General features: G+C 64.0%; 21 protein-coding genes. 14 read left to right on the top strand and 7 right to left on the bottom strand.

Going from position 1 to position 20,680, the window contains the following annotated elements:
* Positions 1 to 39: 39 nt before the first annotated feature.
* Entirely contained in the window at positions 40 to 957 is a 918-nt protein-coding gene (locus QFZ57_RS13820) for a LysR family transcriptional regulator (protein ID WP_188573030.1), read from the bottom strand.
* 96 nt (positions 958 to 1,053) lie between these two features.
* On the opposite strand from QFZ57_RS13820, the gene QFZ57_RS13825 reads away from it, so the two are divergent.
* The 10 genes from QFZ57_RS13825 (at position 1,054) to QFZ57_RS13870 (ending at position 11,162) form a co-directional block, all read left to right on the top strand.
* The gene (locus QFZ57_RS13825) at positions 1,054 to 2,448 is read left to right on the top strand and encodes an NAD(P)/FAD-dependent oxidoreductase (RefSeq protein ID WP_306900635.1); all 1,395 of its coding nucleotides are present in this window, start codon (positions 1,054 to 1,056) and stop codon (positions 2,446 to 2,448) included.
* Positions 2,445 to 3,176, top strand: a complete 732-nt coding sequence (locus QFZ57_RS13830) for a DUF1365 domain-containing protein (RefSeq protein WP_306900636.1) — start codon at positions 2,445 to 2,447, stop codon at positions 3,174 to 3,176. Before QFZ57_RS13825 ends, QFZ57_RS13830 begins: the two co-directional genes overlap by 4 nt.
* Entirely contained in the window at positions 3,173 to 4,537 is a 1,365-nt protein-coding gene (locus QFZ57_RS13835) for a class I SAM-dependent methyltransferase (protein WP_306900637.1), read from the top strand. The genes QFZ57_RS13830 and QFZ57_RS13835 overlap by 4 nt, the downstream gene beginning before the upstream one ends.
* Positions 4,538 to 4,573: 36 nt before the next feature.
* Positions 4,574 to 5,101 (top strand): TspO/MBR family protein, encoded by a 528-nt coding sequence (locus tag QFZ57_RS13840; protein ID WP_306900638.1) that lies wholly within the window; start codon positions 4,574 to 4,576, stop codon positions 5,099 to 5,101.
* A 360-nt stretch (positions 5,102 to 5,461) separates the two neighbouring features.
* Positions 5,462 to 5,707, top strand: coding sequence for a glutaredoxin-like protein NrdH (gene nrdH, locus QFZ57_RS13845; RefSeq protein ID WP_013601222.1), 246 nt, complete (start codon positions 5,462 to 5,464; stop codon positions 5,705 to 5,707).
* Between the two features lie 109 nt (positions 5,708 to 5,816).
* Positions 5,817 to 6,305 (top strand): class Ib ribonucleoside-diphosphate reductase assembly flavoprotein NrdI, encoded by a 489-nt coding sequence (nrdI, locus tag QFZ57_RS13850; RefSeq protein ID WP_306901583.1) that lies wholly within the window; start codon positions 5,817 to 5,819, stop codon positions 6,303 to 6,305.
* A gap of 20 nt (positions 6,306 to 6,325) precedes the next feature.
* Positions 6,326 to 8,446: a class 1b ribonucleoside-diphosphate reductase subunit alpha gene (gene nrdE / locus QFZ57_RS13855; protein WP_306632520.1), complete on the top strand. Its 2,121-nt coding sequence runs from the start codon at positions 6,326 to 6,328 to the stop codon at positions 8,444 to 8,446.
* A 92-nt stretch (positions 8,447 to 8,538) separates the two neighbouring features.
* Positions 8,539 to 9,513, top strand: a complete 975-nt coding sequence (nrdF, locus tag QFZ57_RS13860) for a class 1b ribonucleoside-diphosphate reductase subunit beta (RefSeq protein ID WP_066276547.1) — start codon at positions 8,539 to 8,541, stop codon at positions 9,511 to 9,513.
* 153 nt (positions 9,514 to 9,666) lie between these two features.
* Positions 9,667 to 10,164, top strand: a complete 498-nt coding sequence (locus QFZ57_RS13865) for an alpha/beta fold hydrolase (protein WP_306900639.1) — start codon at positions 9,667 to 9,669, stop codon at positions 10,162 to 10,164.
* A gap of 146 nt (positions 10,165 to 10,310) precedes the next feature.
* Positions 10,311 to 11,162 carry a phosphotransferase gene (locus QFZ57_RS13870; protein ID WP_306900640.1) on the top strand — a complete coding sequence of 284 codons (852 nt, stop codon included), beginning with the start codon at positions 10,311 to 10,313 and terminating at the stop codon, positions 11,160 to 11,162.
* A gap of 448 nt (positions 11,163 to 11,610) precedes the next feature.
* On the opposite strand, the gene QFZ57_RS13875 is transcribed toward QFZ57_RS13870, so the two are convergent.
* The 4 genes from QFZ57_RS13875 to QFZ57_RS13890 all read right to left on the bottom strand — a co-directional run bounded on the left by QFZ57_RS13875 (position 11,611) and on the right by QFZ57_RS13890 (position 14,492).
* Positions 11,611 to 12,180, bottom strand: a complete 570-nt coding sequence (locus QFZ57_RS13875; RefSeq protein WP_306901584.1) for a serine hydrolase — start codon at positions 12,178 to 12,180, stop codon at positions 11,611 to 11,613.
* A complete protein-coding gene (locus QFZ57_RS13880; protein ID WP_306900641.1) occupies positions 12,108 to 12,785 on the bottom strand; it encodes a serine hydrolase domain-containing protein in 678 nt (225 codons plus the stop codon). The genes QFZ57_RS13875 and QFZ57_RS13880 overlap by 73 nt, the downstream gene beginning before the upstream one ends.
* 678 nt (positions 12,786 to 13,463) lie before the next feature.
* Positions 13,464 to 14,018 (bottom strand): DUF3090 domain-containing protein, encoded by a 555-nt coding sequence (locus QFZ57_RS13885; RefSeq protein WP_306900642.1) that lies wholly within the window; start codon positions 14,016 to 14,018, stop codon positions 13,464 to 13,466.
* Positions 14,019 to 14,129: 111 nt separating this feature from the next.
* Positions 14,130 to 14,492: a UBP-type zinc finger domain-containing protein gene (locus tag QFZ57_RS13890; protein ID WP_306632521.1), complete on the bottom strand. Its 363-nt coding sequence runs from the start codon at positions 14,490 to 14,492 to the stop codon at positions 14,130 to 14,132.
* 251 nt (positions 14,493 to 14,743) lie between these two features.
* Between QFZ57_RS13890 and QFZ57_RS13895 the strand changes: the two genes are divergently transcribed.
* Both QFZ57_RS13895 and QFZ57_RS13900 read left to right on the top strand, forming a co-directional pair.
* A complete protein-coding gene (locus tag QFZ57_RS13895; RefSeq protein WP_306900643.1) occupies positions 14,744 to 16,510 on the top strand; it encodes an FAD-dependent oxidoreductase in 1,767 nt (588 codons plus the stop codon).
* Positions 16,494 to 17,360, top strand: a complete 867-nt coding sequence (locus QFZ57_RS13900; RefSeq protein WP_306900644.1) for a hypothetical protein — start codon at positions 16,494 to 16,496, stop codon at positions 17,358 to 17,360. Before QFZ57_RS13895 ends, QFZ57_RS13900 begins: the two co-directional genes overlap by 17 nt.
* A gap of 166 nt (positions 17,361 to 17,526) precedes the next feature.
* On the opposite strand, the gene QFZ57_RS13905 is transcribed toward QFZ57_RS13900, so the two are convergent.
* Together QFZ57_RS13905 and QFZ57_RS13910 are read right to left on the bottom strand one after the other, a co-directional pair.
* On the bottom strand, positions 17,527 to 18,027 hold the full coding sequence (locus QFZ57_RS13905; RefSeq protein WP_306900645.1) for a DUF2087 domain-containing protein: 501 nt from the start codon (positions 18,025 to 18,027) through the stop codon (positions 17,527 to 17,529).
* 143 nt (positions 18,028 to 18,170) lie between these two features.
* Entirely contained in the window at positions 18,171 to 18,788 is a 618-nt protein-coding gene (locus QFZ57_RS13910; protein ID WP_306900646.1) for a TetR/AcrR family transcriptional regulator, read from the bottom strand.
* A 120-nt stretch (positions 18,789 to 18,908) separates the two neighbouring features.
* Between QFZ57_RS13910 and QFZ57_RS13915 the strand changes: the two genes are divergently transcribed.
* Together QFZ57_RS13915 and QFZ57_RS13920 are read left to right on the top strand one after the other, a co-directional pair.
* A complete protein-coding gene (locus tag QFZ57_RS13915) occupies positions 18,909 to 19,421 on the top strand; it encodes a cupin domain-containing protein (protein ID WP_306630955.1) in 513 nt (170 codons plus the stop codon).
* 89 nt (positions 19,422 to 19,510) lie between these two features.
* The gene (locus QFZ57_RS13920) at positions 19,511 to 20,506 is read left to right on the top strand and encodes a HoxN/HupN/NixA family nickel/cobalt transporter (RefSeq protein WP_306900647.1); all 996 of its coding nucleotides are present in this window, start codon (positions 19,511 to 19,513) and stop codon (positions 20,504 to 20,506) included.
* Positions 20,507 to 20,680: the final 174 nt, after the last annotated feature.

The raw sequence follows: 20,680 nt of genomic DNA on the forward strand, positions 1-20,680 counted from the left end.
AACATAGACCCGAAGGGCAGACCATTCCAGCGTTCTGCGCTAATTCACCGCGGTGCGCATCCCGGCGAGGGTTTCGGCCAGCAGGTCAACGAAAAGCTGGACCCGTGCCGTTTTCCGGTCATTGATCAGCAGCGCAAAGACGTTCCGGGCCAGCCGGATCTCCGGGACGTCCAGCACCACCACACCCGCCGGTTTGTTCCGCAGCGCGAGCTCCGGAACCAGGGCCGCGCCCAGCCCTGCGGCGGCCATCTCCAGGCTGGCATGGAAATCATCACTGTGCGCCACCACCCGTGGATGCAGGTTGCAGCCGGCGAACAACCGCTCGATGACCATTGCGTCACTGGTGCCGGGATGGTGCATGATCCAGGGCATCTCCGAGAGATGGTCCGCTGCCACCTTCGCGTCTGCCCGGAAACCCCAGCCGGCAGGCAGCACCACCCGGAAGTCGTCGTCGCCGATCCATTGCCGGTTGATGGTGTTGGGCCAGGCGAACCCGGTCTGGCCCACCTGGAAAACCACGGCCAGGTCCAGGTCCCCGCCGGTACGCAGCCCCTGGATGGTCTGGCCGGGTTCAGCCACGGACACCCGCAGGTCGATCCCGAGTTTCTTCCACGCCGGGTTCTTCAGGATCCGCGGCAGAACATAGGTAGCCAGGCTGGGGAAGATCCCCAGCCGCAGTTCCTGGCTTTCCGTGTCCTGCGTTCTGGAGGCGGCGGCCATGAGTGCCTCGATGTCCGTGAGCACCTTGGCGGCGTGCCGGGTCATCACGACGGCGGCTTCCGTAGGAATCACGGCGCGCGCCGACCGCTGGAAGAGGGTTACGCCCGTTTCCCGCTCCAGAGCGGACATCTGCTGGGACACGGCGGAGGCTGTGTAGCCGAGTGTTGCGGCCGCCGCAGCGAACGAGCCCAGCCGCGTGACCTCCAGGAGGGTCTTCAGGTGCACCGGATTTACCACCAGCCCACAGTACTGCACCCATCCGCGGCCGGCACCGCACCGAACCATCCTCTGCATACCCATCCCAGCGGCAAATGTTCAGCAGAGGAGCATGAATTGTCACTTGACCCAGCAGGAAGTGCAGGCCGGCGGCGCGTCGCCGTGATCGGCAGTGGCGTGGCCGGCTTGACGGCCGCCTATGTGCTGAACAGGCAGGACGACGTCACCCTGTTCGAGGCCGACTCGCGGCTGGGCGGCCATGCCCACACCCACGACATGCCGCAGCCTGACGGAAGCGTCATCGGGGTGGACACGGGATTCATCGTGCACAACGAGAGGACCTATCCCACCCTGCTGCGGCTGTTCGCCGAGCTTGGCGTCGAAACCCAGGACTCCGAGATGAGCATGTCCGTCCGGTGCGACGGCTGCGGGCTGGAGTATGCAGGGGCGCGGGACGGTGCCCGCGGAATCATCGCCAAACCGTCCAGCCTGCTGCGCGGCCGCTACCTGCTGATGCTGCTGGAGGTCACCCGTTTTTACCGGAAGGCGAGGGAACTGCTCAGGACCGCGCCGCCGTCGGCTGTCAGCGGCGAAGCCGGGGTGCCGGAACTGACACTTGGCGCGTTCCTGGAGCGCGAGAAGTTCAGCCCGTACTTCATCTCGCATTTCATGACGCCCGTGGTCAGCGCAGTCTGGTCCTGTGATCCCACCACTGCGCTGGCCTATCCGGCACGGTACCTCTTCACGTTCCTGGGACACCACGGCATGCTGGGGATCAAGGGCTCGCCGCAGTGGCGCACCGTTACCGGCGGCTCAGCCCGCTACGTCGAAAAACTCGCCGCGTCGCTGGCCGATGTCCGGCTCAACACCCCCGTCACCGCCATCCGGCGCCTGCCCGATGGCGTGGAGCTCGCAACGGCCGGTGGGCTGGAAGGCTTTGACGCCGTCGTGATTGCCACCCATCCTGCGCAGGCACTCGGGTTCCTGGCCGACGCCACGCCCGAGGAGAAGAAGGCGCTGGGCGGGATGCCGTACTCGGTTAACCACACCGTGTTCCACCAGGACCCCGCAGTCCTGCCCGCAGCGGACAACGCCAGGGCGTCCTGGAACTACCGGCTTCCGGCCTGCGACGCGCGCCCGGACAAGGTCCTGGTGAGCTACGACCTGACCCGGCTGCAGCGGCTGAGTCCCCTGGACGGCAAGCGGTACCTGGTGAGCCTGGGGGAGTCGGAGCTGATCTCCGGCACCGCCGTGCTGGAGCGCATGGTGTACGAACACCCGCAGTACACGCCGGAATCCCTTCAGGCCCAGCAGGCCATCGCCGCGCTGGGCAACAGCCGGATCGCCTATGCCGGGGCGTACCTTGGCTGGGGCTTCCACGAGGACGGCGCCCTCTCCGGGGTCCGGGCCGCCGAGAAGCTGGGCCGCAGCTGGCCGGTGCCGCGGGCCGCGGATCCTGAAGACTCCGCCGGCGAGGGGGAGCGGGACATGCTGGCCACGGAACCTGCATGAGCATGGACGCCTCGATCTACCGCACCTCCATTTCCCACGTGCGGCGCACCCCATTGAAAAATGCGTTCACCTACCGGAGCTACAGCTGGTTTGTCGACGTTGACGCGCTTCCGCGCCTGCCGTTCCTCCTCCGGCCGCTGGCGGTGTTCCGTGCCGGGGACCACCTGGGCGATCCCGACGCCGGCATCCGGTCCAACGTGGAGCGGTACCTGCGGACGCAGGGGGTGGAACCCGACGGCGGTCCCATCCGCATGCTGACCAGTGCCAGGGTCTGTGGCTACGTCTTCAATCCGCTCACCCTGTTCTGGTGCTACCGCTCCAGCGGAGAACTGCAGTGCGTGGTGGCCGAGGTCCACAACACCTACGGGGAGCGGCACTGCTACCTGCTTCGGACCGACTCCTCGGGGCGGGCTTCGGTGCCGAAGGCCTTTTACGTTTCACCCTTCAACGACGTCGACGGCGAGTACCGGATGAAGCTCCCGGCGCCGGCGGACCGGCTTGCGGTATCCATCATCCTGGAGCGGGAGGGGCACCGGCCCTTCGTGGCCACGATGGACGGCCGGCGCCAACCTGCCACCATCCCGAACATCCTTGCGGCGGCATTCGCGGCACCTGCCGCGCCACTGCTGGTATCAGCCCTGATCCGGGTACAGGGCATCAAACTCTGGGCAAGGCGCCTGCCCGTCGTCGCCAGACCACACCACACCTCACAGGAGGCAGTTCAATGACAATGACTGACGACAATGGCACTGCTGCAGGCCATGTTGAAGACAAGGCCGCCGGGCACGCGCCCGCAGCCTGGAGCGCAACCGGAGTCCCGGCGTCGCCCGCCGTTATTGATCCTGACCTGTGGCCCGGTGTTGCCCAACCGCCGTCGGGCCTTAAGGCCGAAGTGGCCGGAAAGGCCGCCGGCCTCCTGTTCAGGGGGGCCGTCAAGAGGCTCCCGCTGCGTGTTGAATACCCGGACGGCCAGGTCCTGGGAAAGGGCGGCCCGGACGCTCCCGTGATGACCATGGTGCGGCCCGAAGCCTTTGAGACGCGGATCGGCGACAACGGCCTGATCGGTCTGGGCGAATCGTTTATGGCCGGCGACTGGGAAGCTTCGGACCTGGCCGCGGTGCTGGAGGTCTTCGCTGCCTCCGTGGACACGCTCATCCCGGTGCCGTTGCAGAAACTGCGCTCGCTGTACTTACCCCGGACCCCCCGCCAGGAACGCAACGCCGAACAAAACACCCGGAGCAACATTTCCAGGCACTACGACCTGTCCAATGACCTGTTTACCAACTTCCTGGACTCCACTATGAGCTACTCGTCGGCGCTGTTCCCTGAGAAGGCCGGACCGCTCTCCTCGGTGGCCTGGGATTTCCTGGGCGAGGCCCAGCGGGCAAAGATCGACCGGTTGCTGGACAAAGCCGGTGTGGGGGAAGGGACGCGGTTGCTGGAAATCGGCACCGGCTGGGGCGAGCTTGCCCTGCGGGCCGCTGCCCGCGGTGCCACGGTTTACAGCGTCACGCTGTCCAGCGAGCAGCAGGCGCTGGCGCAGGAACGCATTGCCGATGCCGGGTTCGCGGACCAGGTGACGGTGGCCCTGCAGGACTACCGCGCGGTGGAAGGCGAGTACGACGCCGTGGTGTCGGTGGAGATGATCGAGGCCGTGGGTTATGAGTACTGGCCCATCTACTTCCAGACCATCGACCGCGTCCTGGCCCCGGGCGGGAAGGTGGCCATCCAGGCCATCACCATGCCGCACGGGCGCATGCTGGCCACCCGCGACGCCTACACGTGGGTGCACAAATACATTTTCCCCGGCGGGTTCCTGCCGTCCGTGCGGGCCATCGAGAGCGTGACCCAGCAGCACACCACCTTGCGGGTGCGGGAACGCATGGGGATGGGCGACCACTACGCCGCCACCCTGCGGCTGTGGGAGGAGCGGTTCCTGGCCCGGTCCCGGGATGTGGCGGAATTGGGCTTCGACGCCGTCTTCCAACGGATGTGGCTGTTCTACCTTTGCTACTCGCGCGCCGGCTTCCAGTCCGGTTATCTGGACGTGCAGCAGATTGTGCTGGACCGGCGGGAGGCGCAGCTTTAATTGCTGCCGGGAGCAAGAGGAAGCGGAGGATCAGGCGTGAAACTGAAAACACTGGCTTGGACGACGGCGGCTACGGTGGCCACAGCGGCTGCAGGGGGAGTTGCCACGGACCCGGGCAGCAGCTGGTACCTGAGATTGCGCAAGCCGGACTGGCAGCCGCCGGCCATCGCCTTCCCCGTGGTGTGGACAGCCCTTTACGCGGACCTGGCGGTGACGTCGGCCGTCGCCCTGGACCGTGCAGCTGAGCTCGACAGGGCCGCCGAGGCCTCCGCCCCGGCTCCAGGTGGGAAGGGCTCCTGCCGGGAGCTCCGCGCGTACCGCGGTGCCTTGGCGGCCAACCTGGTCCTCAACGCATCGTGGAGCTGGTTCTTCTGGCGCTCACGCAGGCCCTGGCTGGCAGCAGCCGAGGCCGCCCTGCTCGCAGCCAGCAGCGCCGATCTTGTGCGCCGCACCTATCGCCTTAACCGTGCTGCAGGGGTATCGCTCGCCCCGTATGCGGCGTGGTGCGGCTTCGCCACCGCGTTGTCCACTGCAATCGCCAACCGCAATCCCGCCAAGCCGTAGGAGGATGTAGATTTCCCGGCGGCGGGGCACAGAGTCCAAGGGTCCGTGACCACTACATGTAGTGGTCACGGACCCTTTGCCATGGGGGCGAAGGGGGGCGCGACACGCCGCCGAAGCACGACACGCGGAGGCCTTAAATGTGGCTAAGTACTCCACAGGGTGTGGACCCAGACCGCAAAAAACCCGGGATTTCGGGTATTTTGAGGCGCCCTGCCTGTGGATTAACGGTGCATTAAATGACATACTTGTAATACATCATCTTGGGGTTCCAAAGAGGCGTCTGCACTAGATGTAGTATCTACATACAGCTTGGGCGGGAACACCGGACGAGCAAGTTTTCCAGAAAAGGGGACAGGAACAATGACCGTAACGGTTTACACGAAGCCTGCTTGTGTTCAGTGCAACGCCACCTACCGCGCGCTCGACAAGAAGGGCATCACCTACCAGAGCGTTGACATCTCCCAGGACGCCGAGGCACTCGAGCGCCTGAAGGCACTGGGCTACATGCAGGCTCCCGTTGTCGTCACCGACCAGGACCACTGGTCCGGCTTCCGCCCGGACAAGATCGAGGAACTCGCGCTTTCCGCCGTTTCCTCCGTGGCCTAGGAGTTCCGCTTTTCCTGCCGGCAACCATCAACCAGCTGAGGTGACTCCCGTGGCAGCACCAACAGCAGAGCATCGTCACATGGCTTCACCAATTCACCAGGTTGTTCCGATGCACGCGGCTCAGCGCGTGAAGGTGTCCCCGCCGGCCAGTCCACGGAATGAAGCTGAACCGGTCCACACCGGCAGCCAGCTCATCTATTTTTCCTCCACATCCGAGAACACCAGCCGCTTCGTCGCGAAGCTTGGCCGCGAGGTGGCCCGGATCCCGCTCTTTGCAAAGGACGCACCCCTCCTCGCCACCCGGCCGTTCGTGCTGGTGGTGCCCACTTACGGTGGCACCGGGGGAGAGGGGTCGGTTCCCAAGCAGGTCATCCGGTTCCTCAACAACCCGCAGAACAGGAAACTGCTCCGCGGCGTGATTGGCGCCGGCAATACAAACTTCGGGGACAACTACTGCATGGCGGCGGACATCATCGCCGCCAAATGCAAGGTACCCCACCTCTATCGATTTGAACTTATGGGAACGCCGGAAGACGTCACCCGGGTCAACCAAGGATTGGACACGTTTTGGACGCGACTGTCGCAGACACAGAAGTAACCAGGGCCGAGAAGCCTGAGATGCCCGCCGCCTACAAGGGGCTGGGCTATCACGAGCTGAACGCCATGTTGAACCTCTACGGTCCCAACGGTGAAATCCAGTTCGGCGCCGACCGCGAGGCCGCTCACCAGTACTTCCTGCAGCACGTGAACAACAACACGGTGTTCTTCCATGACCTGGAGGAGAAGCTCGACTACCTGGTGAAGAACCAGTACTACGAGCGCGAGACCCTGGACCAGTACACGATGAACTTCATCCGTGAGCTGTACAACCGTGCGTACAAGAAGAAGTTCCGCTTCGAGACCTTCCTGGGCGCCTTCAAGTTCTACACCTCGTACACGCTGAAGACGTTCGACGGCAAGCGCTTCCTGGAGCGCTACGAGGACCGGGTCTGCATGGTGGCCCTGCACCTTGCCCGCGGCAACGAGCAGCTGGCCCTGCAGATGGTGGATGAGATCATCGACGGTCGCTTCCAGCCGGCCACGCCCACGTTCCTGAACGCCGGCAAGAAGCAGCGCGGTGAACTGGTCTCCTGCTTCCTGCTCCGCATCGAAGACAACATGGAGTCGATCGGCCGCTCCATCAACTCTGCCCTGCAGCTGTCCAAGCGCGGCGGCGGCGTGGCGTTCGCGCTGACCAACATCCGCGAGGTGGGTGCGCCCATCAAGCAGATCGAGAACCAGTCCTCCGGCGTCATCCCCGTGATGAAGCTCCTCGAAGACAGCTTCTCCTACGCCAACCAGCTCGGCGCCCGCCAGGGTGCGGGTGCCGTGTACCTGCACGCGCACCACCCGGACATCTACCGGTTCCTGGACACCAAGCGGGAGAACGCGGACGAGAAGATCCGCATCAAGACCCTCTCGCTGGGCGTCGTCATCCCGGACATCACGTTCGAGCTGGCCAAAAAGGACGAGGACATGTACCTGTTCTCGCCGTACGACGTCGAGCGCGTCTACGGCATGCCGTTCTCCGACGTCTCGGTCACCGAGAAGTACTACGAGATGGTGGACGATTCCCGGATCAAGAAGACCAAGATCAAGGCGCGCGAGTTCTTCCAGACCCTCGCCGAGATCCAGTTCGAATCCGGCTACCCGTACATCATGTTCGAGGACACCGTAAACCGGGCCAACCCGATCGACGGCAAGATCATCATGTCCAACCTGTGCTCGGAGATCCTCCAGGTTTCCCAGCCCACCACGTACAACGATGACCTCTCCTACGCCGACACCGGCAAGGACATCTCCTGCAACCTGGGCTCGCTGAACATCGCCAAGACCATGGACAGCCCGGACTTCGGCCTGACCATCGAGACGGCCATCCGCTCGCTCTCGGCTGTGTCCGACATGTCCAACATCACCTCGGTGCCGTCCATCGCCAAGGGCAACGACCAGAGCCACGCGATCGGCCTGGGCCAGATGAACCTGCACGGCTACCTGGCGCGTGAGCGGGTCCACTACGGTTCCGAAGAGGGCCTGGACTTTACCAACATCTACTTCTACTCGGTGGTGTACCACGCTGTCCGTGCCTCCAACCTGCTGGCCATCGAGACAGGCCAGACCTTCGGCGGTTTCGAGAAGTCCAAGTACGCTTCCGGCGAGTTCTTCGACAAGTACACGGAGCAGGAGTGGGTGCCGCAGACCGAGAAGGTCCGCGAGCTGTTCAAGAACGTGCACATCCCCACGCAGGCTGATTGGCTGGCGCTGAAGGCATCCGTCATGGAGCACGGCATCTACAACCAGAACCTGCAGGCCGTGCCGCCCACCGGTTCGATCTCCTACATCAACAACTCCACCTCCTCCATCCACCCGGTGGCGTCCAAGATTGAGATCCGCAAGGAAGGCAAGCTGGGGCGTGTGTACTACCCGGCGCCGTACCTCACCAACGACAACCTGGAGTACTACCAGGACGCGTACGAGATCGGCTACGAGAAGGTCATTGACACCTATGCGGCCGCCACGCAGCACGTGGACCAGGGCTTGTCGCTGACGCTGTTCTTCAAGGACACCGCCACCACCCGCGACATCAACAAGGCCCAGATCTACGCCTGGAAGAAGGGCATCAAGACCATCTACTACATCCGTCTCCGCCAGCTCGCGCTGGAAGGGACCGAGGTTGAGGGCTGCGTCAGCTGCATGCTTTAATCTTCAACTAAACGTGCCTGTACGACGGCGGGTGCCCGCCCGCCGTCGTACGCTTTAACTTAGAGAAAACCACCCAACTTTTAGGGGATGTCATGACCGAGAAGGTCAAGCTGCTCAGCCACGTCGAGGCCATCAACTGGAACCGGATCCAGGACGACAAGGACGTGGACGTCTGGAACCGCCTGGTCAACAACTTCTGGCTGCCGGAGAAGGTGCCGCTGTCCAACGACGTCCAGTCGTGGAACACGCTGACGCCGGCCGAGCAGCAGCTCACCATGCGCGTTTTCACCGGGTTGACCCTGCTGGACACGGTGCAGGCAACGGTTGGCGCCGTCAGCCTCATCCCTGATGCCCTGACTCCTCACGAGGAAGCCGTCTACACGAACATCGCGTTCATGGAGTCGGTGCACGCCAAGAGCTACTCCTCCATCTTCTCCACGCTGGCCTCCACCAAGGAGATCGACGAGGCGTTCCGCTGGTCCACCGAGAACGAGAACCTTCAGAAGAAGGCCCAGATCGTCATGGACTACTACCAGGGCGATGACCCGCTGAAGCGCAAGGTGGCCTCCACGCTGCTGGAGAGCTTCCTGTTCTACTCGGGCTTCTACCTGCCCATGTACTGGTCCTCGCGCGCCAAGCTGACGAACACGGCCGACCTGATCCGCCTGATCATCCGCGACGAGGCCGTGCACGGCTACTACATCGGCTACAAGTTCCAGCGTGGCCTGGAGGCCGTTTCCCCGGAGCGCCGCCAGGAGATCAAGGACTACACGTTCGAGCTGCTCTTCGAACTGTACGAAAACGAGGTCCAGTACACCCACGATCTGTACGACGGCGTGGGCCTGGCCGAGGACGTCAAGAAGTTCCTGCACTACAACGCCAACAAGGCGCTGATGAACCTGGGCTACGAGGCCATGTTCCCGGCCTCCGTCACCGACGTGAACCCGGCAATCCTCTCGGCACTGTCCCCGAACGCGGATGAGAACCACGACTTCTTTAGCGGGTCAGGCTCTTCGTACGTGATCGGCAAGGCGGTCAACACCGAAGATGAGGACTGGGACTTCTAGCCGCAGCCTTTTGCTCAGGGAGGACCCCGCATACGACGTGTGCGGGGTCCTCCTTTTTCAGCGACATACCGGCAGGAATCAGGGCAACGCCGCCCACGCTGTGCGGCATGGCACCGGTGCCCCGGCCAGCAGCGCGAGCCCTAAGCTGTGGGGATGAAACTGCAGGCTGAGGTTGTCCTTGTACATGGGTTGTGGCACCAGCCGGCGCACTTCGAGAAGTTGGTGAACGCTCTTCTAGCGCGGCGGGCTGACGTTCGTGTCCCGCTTCTTCACCGGGGCTCCCTTGCGGCCGACACAGCGGCAGTGCAGGACGCAGTCGATGCCTGCCGGACCCAACCTCTGGTGCTCGGGCATTCCTATGGAGGATCTGTCATTACCGGCCTTGAGCGGATCCGGCAACTTGTCTACCTTGCAGCGTTCGTGCCTGGCGCAGAGGAAAGCGCAGCCCGGCTGGGCGGGCCCGGCGCACCAATAAACCACTCCATGCAGTACAACGAGGACGGCACGACCAGCATTCAACCAGGGAGGGCCCGCCAGGCCCTGTATGCAGACTGCACCCAGGCGGACAGTGCGTGGGCGACGGCGCTGCTCGTGCCGCAGCAGTCCCGTACCGCAGCAGCGTATGGCTGCCAGGTGCACCAGCGCTATTGATCTTGACTCGGGCCACTCGCCTTTCATCAGCAGGCCGGGTGAGCTCGCAGAGTTGATCGTGAAGGTATGGGCTGCGACGCCTCGGCCCGCCGTCCGGGGCACAGCATCATGAGCTTCCCTGATTCCGCGTTGATAGGCTTCGCAGCATGGAGAGATGGGACCGGGGCTGCCTGTCTGCGCAGCAGGCGGAGTTGGTGGCAGGGTGGCTTGGGGCGCCGGAACTCGTGGCGGACTTGTCCTGGGGACTGACCGACACGATGGTCCTCAAGGTCCACGCCGGTGGCCACACGAAAATAGTCAAGGCAGCTGGTCCGGATAACCATCACCTTCACCGGGAGATCACCGCTCATGCCTCGTACACGCGCCCCCTCACAGCTGCTGGCCGTGCCCCGGGGATGTTGCACTCGAGCCGGGCCGCCAACGTGCTGGTCCTCGGGTATCTTGACGGGAACCTGGTGGACGGCACCGCAGATGAACTGAGCATGGAAGTGCATCATCAGGCCGGTCAGCTGTTGAGCATGCTCCACGGACAGGAACACCGCGTGGACGATCAGTATGAAGCCCACGCTACGCAGAAGGCTCTTAGCTGGTTGGACCGCCGCCACAGGTTCGACGCCAGGCTGGAACAGGAAGCCCGGCGCCGCCTGCTGGCTTACCGCCCTTCGCCGGTCCGGGTGGTTCCGACTCATGGCGACTGGCACCCGCGCAACTGGGTCAGTCATAAGGGCCAGCTCAAAGCCATCGATTTCGGCCGGTTCGACTTCAGGCCGGCCGCGAGTGATTTCTGCCGGCTTTCAGCGCAGCAGTGGCAGAAGGACCCCGGCCTCGAATCGGTGTTCCTGGATGGTTACGGCGAGGATCCACGGGCACCGGATCTCTGGCGGATCGGTCTGCTGAGGGAAGCGGTGGGCACAGCCGTGTGGGCTTTTCTTGTGGGCGATACGGCTTTCGAATCCCGGGGTCACCGCATGCTCGTCCAGGCCCTTCAGAGCTTCTAGCTGGCAAACTGCGGCGCGTATGAACTCACCGCACCATCCCGGGCACCTTCAGTGGCGCGAACCCCTGGATGACCTCGCGGAGCCGCCGCTGCGGACAGCATTGCGGTAACTCCCAGTACCGTCCAGGACGCGCGAGGGCCATCATTAAATTGCCAGAGCGGCACACTGCACCGATCGGAGAAGGCCATGTTTGGGGCCCTGTTGTGCAAGCTGAATATCAGCCATAAGTGGCACGCCGAACACGCCGAGGACGGCAGCCTGTATAAGCGCTGTCTCCGCTGCGGAAAGGACGACGATGAGCGCCAGAGGGGAAGAGGAAATTTCAGTGGCTGGGTAGGACCCGTCGGAGGAGGCGGGGGTTAGACCGCCGGCCCTTCGTCGAGCGGCCATCAGGCCTCGATGCCAGCGCTGCCCACGTCCACGTCAACCGGAGACGGCAGGTGCTTTATCAGTTGGCCGGGCTGCAGATGCGGTCCAGGGCCTCGTTAAGGGTGGACTCGATCCGGCCGTTCAGGTAGTCCCGCTTGTCCTGGGTGGAGGGGTCCTCGAGTTCCGTGGGCATCGGTGGTGTTGTGACCGTCATCGCGGCTTGGTACAGCCCGTCTCCGCTGCTGACCGCTACGGTCTGGTATTCCCAGAACGAGCCCCGGCCCTCATGCCGGGAGTCTTTCGAGCATCCATCCCCGTGCTCCCACACGCCGAGCCCGTACGGGCGAAAGCCGGGACTGGTCTTCATTTCCCGCAGGGATGACGCCGAAACCGCCCGCCCCTGGAAGATTCCGGCCATGAGGAGGTTCAGGTCTTCCATCGTCGATACCGCTCCGCCTGCCGGGTTGCCGACCGCGAAGGTGTTGTCTGTGGTGTCTACCCGTTCACCGCGCAGGGTCACGTAGCCGTGTAATAGACCCGTCTCGTGCGGATCAACGCGGTCCAGGCTGGTGTTCTTCAGACCGAGGGGTTCAAAGACCTCCTCCTGCATGATTTGGATGAAGGGTTTGTGCCGCAGCGTCTGGAGCAGGAGGCCGAGCGCGAGGTAATTGGTGTTCGAGTACTTGAAAGACCCGACATCGGCAGGGGTCCAGGGGAGGGTTCCCGCCAGTTGAAACCCCGCTCCATGGTGAGTGTCTGGGAGAGCACGGGGTGGAAGTCAATATCACGAGGCAGGGCATCGTTGACCTCTGGCATCCCGGATGTGTGGCTGAGCAGTTGCCTCACGGTGATCGAACCTGGTGGTTTGAGTACGGATGTGAATCCGGGGATGACGTCGTTGACGGGATCGTCGAGGCCGATCAGGTGGTCGTCCACGAGTTTCAGCACGGCCACGGCCGTCATGGTCTTAGTGACACTGGCGACCTCAGCACGGTCCGTGGGCTGCGCCGGGGTCTTGGTCTCAAGATCGCGGACGCCGTAAGCCTTGGACCACTCTCCCTCGGGCCAGCGGATTTGTACGACGGCGGCCACCGCGCCCTCATCCAGGAATAGCTCGATCTGATTCTCCAGGGAAGCGAAGGGGGTCGGTGAGCTTGACGACGGTGCGGGCTCATCGGTGGAATAGGTACAGCCAGACACAAGAAGGACGACTGCGAGGGCCGCCCGCCTCCAAACGCGATTCTTCGTGCTCATTGCCCGCATCCGCTTGGGACGAGATGACTGGTTTTGGCCGCCTGCGGCACCACATCCGGCCAGACCTGTGGCGGCGCCGCCGTCCCAGCACCTCAATCTTACGGCTGGCCCTCGTGGCGGGGAAGCGTTCGCCCAGTAGCCTGCCTTCTTGGCGGATCCTTGGCACCCAGTCCCAGTCAGGGACTTCCCTGCCCGGTGGTCGATGCGCTGGTGTGCAGCCAGACGCCCGGGTCCGCTCTTCCTCCTCGGTCTTATTGTGCCGGGGGCTCCGCGGCTACAGCAGACTACATCGACTCCAGCGCACCGCCCCGCCGGCAGCAGGCGGTCCCCGGCTATGTCTGAACTGCCCTTTCATCGGAGCTTTGGATCTCCACACTCTCGGCTGCGCGTCTGACTTCAGCTGGCGGCTGGCGCCGGGCTTTGAGGAAGGCCACCAGCAAGGTCAGGACGGTGCCAGTCCAAGCGATCGCGGCGAGGAACACCAGACCGATTGCCGCTAAGGGGTGCATGCCGAAAGTCTAGGACCGTACTGCTGGGTGGCCCGGGTGAAACTCCGCACCATCAGAGCCGAAGTTTGCACGAGCTGGGACCATCGGCGTGCGGAGATGCCTCAGGGGCCAGCGACGGGGCGCGCCTGCGCCCTATTCGATTCCCCCAACAGCGGGTCGGGCGCCGGCATCAGACTTCGGGCAGGGTGCAGACGTGCCCGTCGGCGTCCACGGGGTAACCGCAGAGCGGGCATGCGGGACGCCCGGCACCCACAACCTCGCGGGTGCGCTTGGCGAACGCGCGGGCGGTGCCAACCGGCATCCGGACCAGCAGCATTTCGGGCACTTCAGCGCCGTTCTCATCAAGCGATTCGTCGTTGACGTCAGCGTCGGCATCGGCAATCGGATATGCCTCTATGACCACCTGCGCCGTCGCCGGGTCCCAGCCTAAGGTCATGGCTCCGGTTCGAAACTGCTCCTCGACCGCCTCGAGCTGGTCATTGTCGATGAGTTCGATAGGAGTACTCGTGGGAACGCTGAAGGGGTTGCCCTCGAGGGTGATGAGCTGATCGAGGATTTCGTCAATCTTCTCGGCGAGCTGGGCCGACTGCTGCTTCTCCAGTGCGATACTCACAATTTGCTTACCTGCGCGAACCTGCAGGTAGAACGTGCGCGCCCCGGGAACGCCGGTGGTGCCGATGACGACCCGGTCAGGCCAGGCAAACTCGTGAACAAGTGTGGGCATGTCAGTATTTTAGGCACATGAGGCTTACTGCCCGTTTGCCCTGCGCCGCCGGCACCGGCGCATCGCCAAAGTTGATGCTGCGACGGCCCTGCCACTGGCCCGGATCCGGGGCTACCGGTGCAGGTGTTCCCGCCAGTCTGCCGGTACCTTGTCCTCCGGGGCGGGTGACGGCTGCTCGGGTGGCCTGGACTGAGGATCCGGAAGCCGCGGACCGCGGAAGAATTTCTTTGTTGTGTGCTCGTAGAACCAGTTCTCGCCGGGTTCAAAAGACCTCAGGACGGGGTGGCCGGCGGCGCGCGCATGTGCACTGGCATGCTGTGAGGGTGATGAATCGCAACATCCGATGTGGCCGCATTGTGCGCAGCGGCGAAGATGTAACCACCAACCCGGGCCGTCTCCGCTGAGGCACTCCAGGCACCCTGTTCCGCTGGGTATGGCGGCGAGGTTGATTCCCGGAATAGGGCGATCCTCCATAGGGTCCTTCAATTCCATCGCTCCGGTTCTGCTTAGGTCATCCCGCTGTGCGCCCCCCGTGTCGGGAGCTATTCTGACAGACTCTCCGTGCGGTTGGAATGACGGAATCGAGGTGCGACAACCGGTGCCCGGAACAACTCCGGACCCGGTGGCGAAGGACCTTGCCGCAGGCAACGAGGACCCCTTGTCGCCAATATCCAGCGCGAGTATCGTGAGCGCCACCGAACCATTGAACCGGAAAGACGGCGGCCATGGATCACTCGGTCCCCATAATGCTGATTGCCACCACAGACCCGGACTCCCGGCGCGTTCTTGAAGATGAATTACGCCGACGCTACGGTGCCGATTACGAGGTGGTGGCCTGCGCCGGCCACGCGCACGGGCGGGCAGTGCTTGAGGGCCTCCGGCGCTGGAATCGCCCGGTCGCCCTCATCCTCGGGTGCTACGGACCGGCTGACCGCGGAGGCCTCGATTTCCTGCGCCGTGCCTATGGCTTTCACCCGGCCGCCAAGCGTGCTGTTGTGGTGACATGGGGTGACTTCGCCAGCGCCCCCACAGTATTCCGGGCGATCGCGCAGGGGTACGCCGAATTGCTGATCATACGTCCCGAACGATCGCGCGACGAAGAATTCCATGGGGCGATTACCGACGCCCTCGACGACTGGCATCTTGCCCAGGGGGTCGGGTTCGAGGCGGTCCGGCTGATCGGGGATGTAGGCGACGAAAGGACTCATGCCTTGCGTGACTCCTTGAGCCGAAACCACATCCCGGTAGGATTCCACCCTGCCGGGTCCGAAGCGGCGAAACAGGCGCTCCAGAGGTTGGGCCTGCGGGACCCCGCGTTGCCGGTCCTGGTGCTTGAGTTCACCGCTTCACCAACTGTCCTCGAGAACCCCAGTGACCTGGAGATTGCCGAAGCAATGGGGGTGACGCGACCACCACCGGCGGACAAGGTCTTCGATGTGGTGGTTGTAGGAGCCGGTCCCTCCGGTCTCGCGACCGCAGTGTATGCCTCCTCAGAGGGCCTCTCCACCATGGTGGTGGAGGGAGAAGCCGTGGGAGGCCAGGCCGGCACCAGCTCATTGATCCGCAACTACCCTGGCTTTTCCCGCGGTGTGAGCGGCGCCCACCTGGCCTTCCGCTCATTTCACCAGGCCTGGACTTTGGGCACGGACTTCCTGTTCCTGCGGAAAGTGGAGGGGCTCGGCCTGGATGGAGCACTATACGCTGTGTCGATTTCCGACGGCAGCGTGGTGCGGTGCCGCACCGTAGTGGTGGCCACCGGCGTGGACTACCGTCGCCTTGGCACCCCCCAGCTCGAGGATCTGGTGGGTAGAGGGGTGTTCTACGGGGCCACAGTCTCGGAGGCGCCGTCGATGGCCGGAAAGCAGGTCTGCGTTGTAGGTGGCGGCAATTCGGCCGGACAGGCGGTTCTGCACCTTGCGAAGTTCGCGAAGAAGGTGACGCTGCTGGTGCGCGGACCGACTCTGTCCGTCAGCATGTCGGATTACCTCATCTCCCAACTTGAGGCCACCCGGAACGTTGCGATCCGCTATGGCACCGTGATCGTGGGGGCCCGCGATCGGGACGGATTCCTTGCCGCCGTCAAGGTCGCGGCAGCCGGAACCCCCGACGCAACCCCGGGCGAGGAGATCGAAGCGGGCGGTTTGTTCGTGCTGATCGGTTCGGTGCCGCGGACCTCCTGGCTGCCCGACACCGTGGAGCGCGACCCAGCTGGTTTTCTTCGCACTGGGGTCAACCGGGATATCGGTGACACCGGGCCCATGAGGCCGGACAGGCATCCAATGGCGCTGGAAACCAGCATGCCCGGCTTGTTCGCGATCGGGGACGTGCGGGCCGGTTCGATCAAAAGAGTGGCTACCGCAGTCGGGGACGGCGCCACGGTAGTCTCCATGCTTCACGCCTACCTGGCCGAAAACCCACTGCCTGCCTCGTCCACTGCCCCTGGTGAGGCAGCCGCCCCCGGGGAGCTGCCCGGTGATGTCCGCTTCAACTGAGAACACACCGTTGATTCCGGCGATGCGGCGGCTGCTCTACGTCGCCGCATTCCTCGTGTTTCTTGCGGGGCTGGTGCTGTTCGTGTTTCCGCTCCGGACTGCGGAATGGTTCGCGTGGACAGTCAATCCGCCAATGACCGCGGTCTTCCTCGGGGCGGCATATTGGTCGGCCGCCGGCCTGGAGGTGGCGGGCGCCCGCTCAGCGAGTTGGGGTTCGGCGAGGCTGGCAGTCTGGCCGGTGTTCGTTTTCACGGCACTAACCTTTGGAGTTACCCTGCTTCATCTCGATCGCTTCCACCTGTCGCCAGACAGTGGCCCCCTTGCCCAAGCAGCCACCTGGGCGTGGCTGGCAATCTATGCCATCGTGCCCGTGGCGATGCTCGTGGTCAGTTGGATGCAGATCCGGTCCCTGCGTACGGCCCCAGGTCCCGTACCGGCGCGACGGCCAGTGCTGCCCCCTGCGCTCCGGCTGCTCATGCTGGCAATTGCCGGGGTACTGCTGTTATATGGCGTCGCGCTCCTGGCAGTACCCGCTTATGCCGCGACATGGTGGCCGTGGACACTGTCCGAACTTACAGCGAGGGCGATCGGAGCGTGGCTGGTCGGCCTTGGATGGTCGGCCGCGCAGGGCCAGTTCAGCGCTGACCTCGGCACCGTCCGCCCCGTAGCACTGACCTCCGTTGCCTTCGTCATTCTCCAGGTGCTTGCCCTGCTGCGGTACGGCGACGTCCTGAGATGGCCGAGCGCACAGGCAATCGGCTTCGTAACCGTACTACTCGCCATTGGAGTGGCCGGCGCATGGGCACTCGCACTGTCCCGTTCGTCGGTAGCCCGGGCCGAAATTACCTGAGTCACCTTCCCGCATAGGCCTGATCCTCCGGGCTGGCAGGGCCAGACCCCCACACCCGGTATTCAGCACGATCCCTGCGCATCAGCCGCCGGCACCGCCACGGAATGTTCTAGATAAGGGTGACACCACCTTCACCACCCACAACGCAGCACACCGTGTTCAGGAACTACACCTCGCGGCTGTAGGAGGAACCCGAGGGCGTCCGCTGCAGCAGTCCGAAGTCGACCAGATAGCGGCGCAGCAGCACAACGTCGTCTGTATAGGCGAGGAGTCGTTCGTTGACCTGCCACTCGGTGAGCTTTTCCTCCGGCGCAAAGACCTCGCGCGCGATCCTGGCGAGGAGTTCATGCCGTTCCGCCACGTTCGCCGGATATCTCTCGATCCGCCCCAGCCGCATGAACCTGTCCAGTCCGGTCCGCGGCTGCCGGCGCGGCTGCTGCGCGAGCAGATCGCGGAATATCGAATCCGCCGCCACCAATTCACCCGACCCGTACTTTTCCACGAGCCCGGACTCGAGCAGGGCGGTGATGGCCTTGTTCCGCCGCTGCTCCTTCACCTCAGGCAGGATCTCGGCAAGCGCCGCTCCAAGCACTATCTGGGCGTAGGCAGTACGGGCATCGACGTTGCCAAGCGTCGCGAGCACGCGCCGCCAGTGCGGGCCGCTCATTCTCCTGCCTCCGGCCACGTTGGTTTTCTCCTCTGCCCATAACTCACACCCCTGTGTCGAGGTGTGCTGAGAGATCGTAGCCCTGATGCTCCGGTTCCCGAAAGCGGGCGCCATGGACATGTAACCGCGCCCCGCCGGCGTCGTCACCGTCTACGGGCGCCCTCGTTCTCCAGCGTGGGTGCCCCGGCCGTTTGCGGAGCGCGGACTGTCGTTGTGATCAGGGTGGACATGATGTCGACGGCGTCATCATTGGAGAGCCCATTGTCATGGCAAAGTGATCGCCATGTCCAGAAGGAAATCCCGTGGCTGAGGGTGGCATATAACCGGGGGTTCCTGTCCGTCGGGGGGAACGGCTCGAGCAGGATGTTCCGGAAGTGGGCGTTCCTGGATTCAAGACCTGTGCGGTGTGTCTTCGGGAGCGCATCCCAGTCCCCATAGATCCGGGTAAGCATGGCCTCGCCGTCTCGATAGAACCGGTACAGATCGGTCAGGCCAACTGCCAGGCGCTCGAGGGGGTCGGCGTGCCGGGACCATTCCCCGGGATCGGGGAGTTGCTGTTGCGAGAGCCAGTGCGAGGAACAGGCCGAGAAGAGGGCCTCGTCGTCGGCAAAGTGCCGGTAGACGGTCAACCTGGTAACGCCGGCCTTTTCGGCGACACCCGCGACCGTGGTGCGGGCCGGCCCGATGGAACCGTGCAGGATCACAGCCGCGTCGATAATGCGCTGGTGAGTGCCACTGATCTTTTCGGTTCTTTTGCCCATTTCGTAGCGGCGGCTTTTGGATGAACGAGTATGTTCACTCAATGTATTGACTCTCCTCCTTCCCGGGCGGACAATTTCGGTATACACCATTGTATATTGAAATTGGAAGGGCGGTCCGCTATGGACCTTGAGAGAGCTCCGCGGCTGACAATCGTGCAGCCGGGCCAGGGGCGCGAGAGCAGTCTCGGGACGATTGGCGTTGTCTTCAAGCTCTTCGGTGAGCACACGAATGAAAAGATCTCGATTGTGGAGCACCCGTTCCCTGTCGGGGCCCTGGTTCCCCCGCACACGCATACGCGGGAGGACGAGTATTCGATCGTCATTGAAGGCGAGATAGGGTTCCGGTCCGGCGAGCGTGAGGCGGTGCTCGGGGCCGGGGGCTACATCACGAAACCGCGGGGGGAGCTCCACACGATGTGGAACGCGGGCAAAGTCCCCGCACGGATGATCGAGATCATCAGCCCGGCCGGGTTCGAGCATTTCTTCTGGGGACTGGCCGATCACTTTGAAGCAGGTCCGCCAGATCCCGAGGTCATCGGCAAACTGGCCGCGGAATACGGGCTTCAGTTCGGCGAGCCGCCCTGGCTGCCGGACATCATCGCCCGGTACGGGCTGACACCACCGATGGGCTGACAGGAGTCATGGGCCTCCCGGTTTCGCTGGAGTCATCCAGGCGCAGCAGTGGCATCACGAACCGGAAGCCGGTATCTCCCATCGCCGGCATGGCCGGGACCATCATCGGATTGCATATGCTGGGCTGGGGTGTCCTGCTGTTCGGCGTTGTTCCGCAGAACCTGCAGATCAGCTCGACGCAGGTCTTCGGCACGGGGATCGGAGTGGGCGCGTACCTGCTGGGAATGAGGCACGCCTTCGACGTCGACCATATCGCGGCCATTGACTGCACGACCCGCAAGCTCATCGGCGAAGGCCGCCGCCCCCTATCGGTCGGCTTCTGGTTTTCGCTTGGCCATTCCAGCCTTGTCTTTGTGCTTTGCGCTCTTCTGGCCTCCGGAGCGCAGTATCTGGGCGGCCTGGTGGGGGAGGGTGCGTCGCCCTTACGTGAAGTCTTGGGATTCGTAGGCGCCGCGATCTCAGGAGTTTTCCTCTATATCCTGGCGGCCCTCAACGTGCTCATCCTGCTGCGCGCCGTGACGGACTTCCGCGGTCTCCGGGACGGCCACCCGATGGATCCTGCGGCCGGTTCCCCCACCGGTCTGATGGCCCGTATCCTGCGACCAGTCCTCCAGAGCATCAGCAAGCCCTGGCAGATGTATCTCGTGGGGCTGCTTTTCGGCCTGGGCTTCGACACGGCCACTGAAGTCGCTTTGCTCGTCGTCGCGGTGGGCGCGGCGACGACGGGGCTTCCCTGGTATGCCATCCTCATCCTGCCGACGCTCTTCGCCGCGGGCATGTGTCTGCTGGATACCCTGGACGCATGGTTCATGAATGCGGCCTACTGCAGGGCATTCTCCAGCCCGGTCCGAAGGATGAAGTACAACGTCGTACTCACTGGGCTCTCTGCCGCCGTCGCCCTGGGCATCGGGACAGCGGAACTGTTGTCACTGACGCCTGTGAGCCTCGATCTGACCGGACTGGGTTATGTGGTGGCTGGCCTGTTCCTACTCTTCTGGCTTGCGGCGGTCTGCGTCGGTCGATTCGATGCCGGCAGGCGGTCCCGTACCTTCGAGCCGGAACAGTCAGGCCACAAGATTCCCTGAGACAGATCTGGTACCCGGTATCCCGTGCGCTGCCCGGCGACGGCCTCGTCTGCAAACCCACCTTCAACGCCGCCCGGCCATCACCATCGCCGCGCCGCCGGAGCGGATCCGGCCATGGCTGGTTCAGGCCGGACTTGCCCGCGGGGGCTGGTACAGCTACGACAACTCGACCCG

The sequence above is a fragment of the Arthrobacter sp. B1I2 genome, from assembly GCF_030816485.1.
In the GTDB taxonomy this organism is placed as follows: domain Bacteria; phylum Actinomycetota; class Actinomycetes; order Actinomycetales; family Micrococcaceae; genus Arthrobacter.